General features: G+C 26.5%; 4 protein-coding genes. 3 read left to right on the plus strand and 1 reads right to left on the minus strand.

All coding sequences use genetic code 11. From position 1 onward, the window contains the following. The first annotated feature begins 940 nt into the window (after positions 1-940). The 3 genes from uvrB to MBCUT_RS09190 all read left to right on the plus strand — a co-directional run bounded on the left by uvrB (position 941) and on the right by MBCUT_RS09190 (position 7,694). Positions 941-2,905: an excinuclease ABC subunit UvrB gene (gene uvrB / locus MBCUT_RS09180; RefSeq protein WP_067260384.1), complete on the plus strand. Its 1,965-nt coding sequence runs from the start codon at positions 941-943 to the stop codon at positions 2,903-2,905. 936 nt (positions 2,906-3,841) lie between these two features. Then, positions 3,842-6,817, plus strand: a complete 2,976-nt coding sequence (uvrA, locus tag MBCUT_RS09185; protein ID WP_067260385.1) for an excinuclease ABC subunit UvrA — start codon at positions 3,842-3,844, stop codon at positions 6,815-6,817. A gap of 400 nt (positions 6,818-7,217) precedes the next feature. Next, complete coding sequence (locus tag MBCUT_RS09190; RefSeq protein ID WP_067260386.1) at positions 7,218-7,694, plus strand: hypothetical protein; 477 nt, start codon at positions 7,218-7,220, stop codon at positions 7,692-7,694. Between the two features lie 322 nt (positions 7,695-8,016). Here the strand turns inward: MBCUT_RS09190 and MBCUT_RS10625 are convergent, their stop codons facing one another. Next, a complete protein-coding gene (locus MBCUT_RS10625; protein WP_084270795.1) occupies positions 8,017-8,310 on the minus strand; it encodes a transposase in 294 nt (97 codons plus the stop codon). Between the last annotated feature and the right edge of the window lie 89 nt (positions 8,311-8,399).

Here is an 8,399-nt window from a genome sequence, read left to right on the forward strand (position 1 = left end):
ATACCACAACAAATCCCAACATAACATAAGAAACCAATTGATAAAAAAAGAACAAAACAAAAGAACAAAACAAAAAACACATAAAAAAATAAAAATACAAAAACACTTTACGAACTACTGATTATTATATATTATTATTATTAACTTTGTTGTTATTATAATATAATTAAAAAAATTAATTATAGTTTTTATGGAAAAGTTCTTAAATTTTGAAAATAAATTAAATTCTTAATATCATTTATTTTTAATTATAACTTCTTAAAATTGATTATTATTATTATTAAAAATATATTATTTAAATATCTTTATTAGTTTAATAAATTAAAATTATTAACTTAAGATTATAATATTTTTTAGATAATTTATTTATTAAGAATTTTATCAAATTGACTATATTAGAAATTTATTTATATAAATATCATTATTTTTCAATTTAATTATTTTTCTTTTGCAGTCATTTATATTTTTTCATTTATCAGGATTACTATTTTTTATTAGATTTCTTTTGCTCTCAATACTTATTTATAAAATAAAAAATAATATAATTATTGTTATAATTAAATAAAAAAATTATTAAATTTACAAGTATTTTCTTATTAAATTTATTATGTACTTTAGATAACTTATTAAATAATAATTTTATTCTTAAATAGATTATCTACTATCATATCATTATCAAATAGATTATCTACTATCATATAATTATTAAATAAATTATTAAATATCATATCATTATTAAATAGGCAACGAAGGATTATCATTATTAACTAGATTATTAAATACCATAACAATCTTATCTTAAATAGACTATAAAAGATCATAACTTTATTAAATTTATTATAATGTATATATTAATTCATATATTAATTTATTTTTTAATTTTTCTTAAATTCAAGTTATTCAAGCTTTCAAATATATTAATTTTATCGGTGATTATTTTATGAAACAATTTAAATTAAATTCTGCTTATAAACCTCTTGGAGATCAACCAAAAGCTATTAAATCTCTAGTTAATGGGATAAATAAAAATTTTCATGAACAAACACTTCTTGGTGTAACTGGATCTGGAAAGACTTTTACAATGGCTAATGTTATTCAAGAGGTTCAAAAACCAACTTTGGTTATTTCTCACAATAAAACATTAGCTGCTCAGTTATATGAGGAGTTTAAAGAGTTTTTTCCAGATAATGCTGTGGAATACTTTGTGAGTTACTATGATTACTATCAACCTGAGGCATATGTTCCAAGAACAGATACATTTATTGATAAAGAGGCATCAATAAATGAAGAAATTGATAGGATGAGACATTCTGCTACACAGTCTTTGCTATCTCGTGATGATGTGATTGTAGTTTCAAGTGTTTCATGTATTTATGGTATAGGATCACCTGAAGAATATGGTGAATTTAAACTTTCAATAGCTCCTGGAGATATTATGGATAGGGGAGAAATTCTGTCTAGATTAATCCATATGCAATATGAAAGGAATGACATTGAGTTTGATACTGGACAATTCAGAGTTAGGGGAGATGTAGTAGAAATAAATCCTGTTCATGGTACTCCTCCTATTAGAATAGAACTTTTTGGAGATGAAATAGATTCAATCTCTCTTATTGATAAGATAACAGGTAAAAAAATTCAAAATCTACAGAGATACACCATATTTCCTGCAAAGCATTTCGTTATTGGGGAAGAAAAATTAAATAGAGCTCTTGGAGATATTAGTAATGAGTTAGATCAGAGATTGAATGAACTTAATATTCAAAATAAGCAGCTTGAATCCCAACGTCTTGAACAAAGAACTCGTTTTGATCTAGAGATGTTAGCTGAAATGGGTTATTGTCCAGGAGTTGAAAATTATTCTCTTCATCTCTCAGATAGGCAATGGGGTGAGATGCCTTATACCCTTCTTAAGTATTTCCCTGATGACTTTTTGACCATAATCGATGAATCACATGTTACAGTCCCACAAATTCGAGGAATGTATAATGGAGATAGGGCTAGGAAAGAAACTTTAGTAGAGCATGGTTTCCGTCTTCCTTCAGCTAAAGAAAATAGACCTTTTAAATTTGATGAATTTGAAAAATCTGTTGGTCAACTTATCTACGTTTCAGCTACTCCTAGTAACTATGAGATCAGTCGAAGCTTAAATGTAGTGAAACAAATCATAAGACCAACAGGACTAATTGATCCTGAAGTCATTGTAAGGCCAGTTAAAGGTCAAGTTGATGATCTTCTAGGAGAAGTTAGAAAAAGAGTAGACAAAGATCAAAGAGTATTGATTACCACATTAACCAAAAGAATGGCTGAAGATTTGACAGATTATTATGCAAAAATTGGGGTTAAAGTTAGATATCTTCATTCAGAAATCGATACTTTAGAAAGAATTGATATAGTGGATGATTTAAGAAGAGGAGAATTTGACTGTCTGGTAGGAGTTAATCTTTTAAGAGAGGGTTTGGATCTTCCTGAGGTATCTCTTGTAGGTATACTTGATGCAGATAAAGAAGGTTTTCTTAGATCTGAAACATCTCTTATTCAGACAATTGGAAGAGCTGCAAGAAATGTTGAAGGTCAAGTAATGATGTATGCAGATGAAATGACTGATTCTGTTAAAAATGCTCTTGATATAACAAATAAAAGACGAAAACTACAAATTGCCTATAATAAGAAACATAATATAACTCCTAAATCAACTGCTAGAACATTAAAAGAGCGTAAAAAAGAGATTCAAAAATATGATAAAGATGCTGCAGATCTTAAGAAGATGCCTAAAGATGAATTGATTCTATTAATTCAAGATTTAGAAGCAGACATGAAAGATGCAGCTACTGCATTAGATTTTGAAAAAGCAGCTAAGTTAAGGGATCAATTAATCTTAATTAAGGGAGTAGCTAAAAAATAGGATAATAAAAGAAGATAGTCTATTTAAGATAAATAGTGAAACATATGTACTATATTTAGTCAAAATTATTATATTTATGTGTTATATTAAAAAATTTAATCACTATATTACTTTTCAAACACTATCATAATTTTCTTATATTCTTATAAAAATAGTAATCCTTATAAGTTAATTATTATAGGTGTAATTAAATAATTTTATTGAAAATAAATTTTATATGATTAATAGTAAAACTTTCTATGATTAAAAAAATATATATATTATACTGAATAAACATATGATTATGAATTTTGATAAAATAATACATAATTATTTAATATATTAAATTTTATTTACTCCATAAAGAAAAATTTCATTCATTAAGTCTTATGGTGTTGCTTTAAAAGAAAATTCATAAAATATTTTAATTTAATCAATGATTATTGTTTTTTATTATTTATATATAAAAAATTCTATTACTAAATAATTATAAGGATAAATAGAATAAGAAATAATTTATTTTTATATTATATTATTAATTGTAATAATTAATTTAACTAATTTATGATTTTCAGTGAAACGAATAAGGTTAAAATTAGGGTTAATTTATAAAGAAATTAATTTTAATCGAATTGATGTTAAAATTAAGATTATTTAAATCTTAACAATTGAATTAATAATAAAATTGGGATTTTCTAAAGATTAACGATTGAATTAATAATAAAATTGAGATCTTCTAAAGATTAACGATTGAATTAATAATAAAATTGGGATTTTCTAAAGATTAACGATTGAATTAATAATAAAATTGGGATTTTCTAAAGATTAACGATTGAATTAATAATAAAATTGGGATTTTCTAAAGATTAACGATTGAATTAATAATAAAATTGAGATCTAATAATAACAAATAATCAATATAATAGCTATTAACTAATAAAACACAAAGGGGTTAAAATGAGTAGCGATAATTTAAGTAAAAATAAAATTGTTCTCAAAGGAGCTAGAGAGCATAATCTTCAAAATTTAAACTTATCTCTTCCAAGAGATAAATTCATTGTCATAACTGGATTAAGCGGATCTGGAAAATCATCATTAGCATTTGATACTATCTATGCTGAAGGACAGCGTCGATATGTTGAATCATTGTCTGCATATGCAAGACAATTTTTAGGACAGATGAAAAAACCTGAAATAGATTATATAGAAGGTCTTTCACCAGCTATATCTATTGATCAAAAAACAACAAAAATGAACCCACGTTCAACTGTTGGAACCATCACTGAAATATATGATTACCTTCGACTACTTTTTGCAAGAATAGGAACACCACATTGTTATAACTGTGGTAAGGAAATATCACCACAAACAACAGGTCAAATTGTAGAGAGTATAGTAGAAGAAGGAAAAGGAATTAAAATCCAAGTTCTTGCTCCAGTGGTAAGGGATAGAAAAGGAGAACATCAAAAAATCTTTGAAAACCTCCAAAACAAAGGATTTGTTAGAGTTCGTGTAGATGGAGAAATAAAAGATCTAGAAGAAAATATCAAACTACCTAAAACTATTAAACATACCATCGAAGTGGTGGTAGATAGGCTAATAATACGAGAAGACATTGATTTTCAACGTAGATTAGCTGATTCTATAGAAACAGCTCTTTCTTTTGGTGAAGGAATTGTTACTATACTTTTTGACAAGGGGCCAACTAAAGAATCTACTCAAAAAAAAGGCAACTCATCTAAAAATAAAGGGAAAAATAAAAAAAATAAGGAAGAAAGTGGAATATATGAAAAAGTCTATTCAGAACACTTCGCTTGTGTAGATTGTGGAATAAATTTTGAAGAAATCAGTCCAAGAATGTTCTCTTTTAACAGTCCACATGGAGCTTGTCCAGAATGTAATGGTCTTGGAAGCAAAATGGAAATGGATCCAGATCTTATTGTTCCAAATAAAGAGTTATCTCTAAATGAAGGAGCCATAGTTCCATGGAGTAGATCAAAACCAAATAAAGAGAACTATTATCATCAGATGTTATTAGCAGTAGCTACTAACTTTGGATTTTCAATGGACACTCCATTTAAAGATCTAAAAAAAGAAGAACAAACTATCATCCTATATGGATCAAAAGAAAAGATTCCTTTCAAGTTTAAACGAAGAAACAAATCTTATAATGTTAAAAGAAAATTTGAAGGTGTAATCACTAGAATGGAGAGACAATATCTAGAAACCAAATCAAACTATTCTCGTAGCTACATATCTAAATTCATGAGTGACCATTCATGTCATGTTTGTGGAGGAAAAAGACTTCGTCCAGAAGCCTTATCTGTTACTGTTAGTGAAAAATCAATAGCTGAAGTAGTAGCAATGCCAATTAAAGATTGTTATAAATTTTTCCAAAACATTGAATTAAATGAAAGAGAATTATTTATAGCTAAAGAGGTTTTAAAAGAAATCAATGAGAGATTAAAATTCCTGGTTGATGTTGGTCTTGATTATATTACAATGGAAAGATCATCTGGTACTTTATCTGGTGGAGAAGCACAAAGAATTCGGTTAGCTACTCAAATTGGTTCTGGACTTGTTGGAGTTCTATACATTCTTGATGAACCAAGTATAGGTCTTCATCAAAGAGACAATGTTAGGCTGATTGAAACATTAAAACGTCTTAGAGATATTGGAAACACTTTAGTTGTTGTAGAACACGATGAAGAGACTATTTTATCTGCAGATTATGTAGTAGATATTGGTCCTGGAGCTGGTGAACATGGTGGGAAAGTGGTAGCTAGTGGAACCCCTACTGAAATCATGGATTCTCCAGATTCTATAACTGGTAATTATCTTTCAAGAAGAGAAAGCATACCAATTAACAAAACTAGAAGAAGTTCAAATGGAAATTACATTAAAATAAAAGGTGCAAAAGAAAACAATCTTAAAGATATCAATGTCGACATCCCTTTAGGAGTATTTACATGTGTTACTGGGGTGTCAGGTTCTGGAAAAAGTTCTTTAATAAATCAAGTTCTTTATAAAGGTTTAAATGGCATTCTTAACCATAAACATAGTTTTGCTGGTAAATTCGATAGCATGGAAGGGACTGGTAATGTTGATAAGATAATTATTATTAATCAAACCCCAATAGGCAGAACTCCTCGTTCTAATCCTGCTACTTATACTGGACTTTTCACTCACATTAGAGAAATTTTTGCTGAAACACCTGAATCTAAAGCAAGAGGATACAAACCTGGAAGGTTTAGTTTCAATGTTAAAGGTGGAAGATGTGAAGCTTGTTCTGGTGATGGAATAATTCAAATAGAAATGCACTTCTTAGCTGATGTTTACGTTCCATGTGAAGTCTGTAAAGGAAAACGTTACAATGACGAAACATTAGATATTCGTTATAAAGGAAAAAACATTTATGAAGTTCTTGAAATGACTGTAGAAGAAGCACTAGGCTTCTTTGAAAATATTCCAAAAATCAAGAAAAAATTGCAAACTTTGGATGACGTGGGGCTTGGATATATCAAATTAGGTCAATCAGCCACCACCTTATCTGGTGGAGAAGCTCAAAGGATTAAATTAGCTAAGGAGCTATCAAAACAAAGTACTGGAAAAACACTTTATATTCTTGATGAACCTACTACAGGACTTCATTTTGCAGACATAAAACGTCTCTTAAGCGTTTTAGATAGATTAACTGATTCTGGTAATTCAGTTGTAGTCATAGAACACAATTTAGATGTTATAAAAACTGCAGATTATATCATTGATCTTGGTCCTGAAGGTGGAGATGGTGGTGGTGAAGTAGTAGCTACAGGTACTCCAGAAGAAATAGCTAAAACTGATACTTACACTGGAAAATTCTTAAATAATATATTATCCGAGAACATAACTCCACTTGCTAAAAAGTTAGTAGATGAAAAAATGAGTAAATAATTTTTTAATTTCCTATATCTTTTTATTATTATTATTATTATTATTCTCACCCATTTTAGATTTAAATAATTTCTTTTTAATTTTTTCACTATTCTTATTATTATTTTTCCTATTTTTATTCTTATTTTTATTTTTCCTATTTTTTATTCTTATTATTATTCTTTAAAAATTTTATGAATTTATGATGTGTATCAACCATTTATTTCACTGCTAAAATGTTTTTTACTAAAATATATTTATTAAAGATAAGTAAATTAATTAAGCAATGTTTTTCACTGGAAATTAAGTTTTAGTTAATTATATATCTATCAAAATCAATAATTAATAACTGTACATCTATTAAACTGAATTAATTAATCATATTATTTATAGAACTTAAAGTGTGAAGGAGAGAGATATAGTGGATTTTAATAAGTATTTCAATGATAAATTAGATATAAACACAAATTATTTAGTATTTGAAAACAATGATTTAATCGATTTAGCTGATCCTAGTTTAGCTATTTTTAAAGGAATAAATAGTACTGATTATTTTTATCCATACAATCCAGCTGCTCTTAATTATTCATTATTTATTATAGATAAAAATTCTAATAAAGCTAAAGATGATATTAGAATAAATGTATTATACGATGAAAATATAGATGAAATAAAATATCAATACAATCTTTTAAAAAATATACTTAATAAGATTAAAATAAAGAAAAAAGGAATAATTCATTTAACAGATGATTTTTTAATTTATCGAATAGCTAAAAATGAATTAATACCATTAAATGATAAATCTAAATTCAATCTATTAAATGTATACAATTTAATCTCAAAAACCCCAGAAACTAACAAAAATGCTTGGAAAAACCTAAAAATATCTATTTAACTAAATTAACTGATTGGGTACAATAGCCATAGATCAATATAAAAACTTTTTAACTAAGATTTAGAAATTTTTGAGATTATAACAATTATGAAAAATTGTAATCATGTTACAAAAATATCAATGCTGTAAAGTTAACATTTTTCTTTTTTTGATTTTTATGTTTTCCTTTTATTTATCTTGTTTCTTTGTTTATTTTTAGTTAATTCTTTTATTATATAGTTTATTTTGAAAAGTTTGAAAATAAATTATAAAAGGATTCATGATCTATTTTATGGTGTCAAAACTGCATATTCGCACATATATGCGATTAATGGGTCGTTATTTATGTTAAATATGAATTTATCAATCCATTTTTTGTATAGGACTTTTTGTCAATGTTTTCATAAAGCCATTTTTCAAAATTTTCAATTAGAAATTCTTCACTTTCGATAAATTCTGTGGATAATTCTTTTTTTATGGTTCTCCAGACCTGTTCAATGGGGCTAAGCTTAGAGGAGTATGGTGGTAAATGTATAAGAGTTATATTAAGGTATTTACAAGTTTTTTTCAATATTTTAGCATGATGGACTGGGTAATTATCTAAAACAATGACTATTTCAATTTCTTTTTTAAACAGGTTTTTTTAGAGGTTTTAAAAGTTCGCTGTAGACTATTTCTAATATTTCTTCAAGCTTTTTTTTATTTTCTTTTTCATATTTTTTTTGA

The organism is Methanobrevibacter cuticularis (genome assembly GCF_001639285.1).
GTDB classification, from domain to species: domain Archaea; phylum Methanobacteriota; class Methanobacteria; order Methanobacteriales; family Methanobacteriaceae; genus Methanobaculum; species Methanobaculum cuticulare.

Coding starts and splice junctions, on each gene's coding strand:
- uvrB (WP_067260384.1), top strand. CDS start 941: ATGAAACAATTTAAATTAAATTCTGCTTATAAACCTCTTGGAGATCAA.
- uvrA (WP_067260385.1), top strand. CDS start 3,842: ATGAGTAGCGATAATTTAAGTAAAAATAAAATTGTTCTCAAAGGAGCT.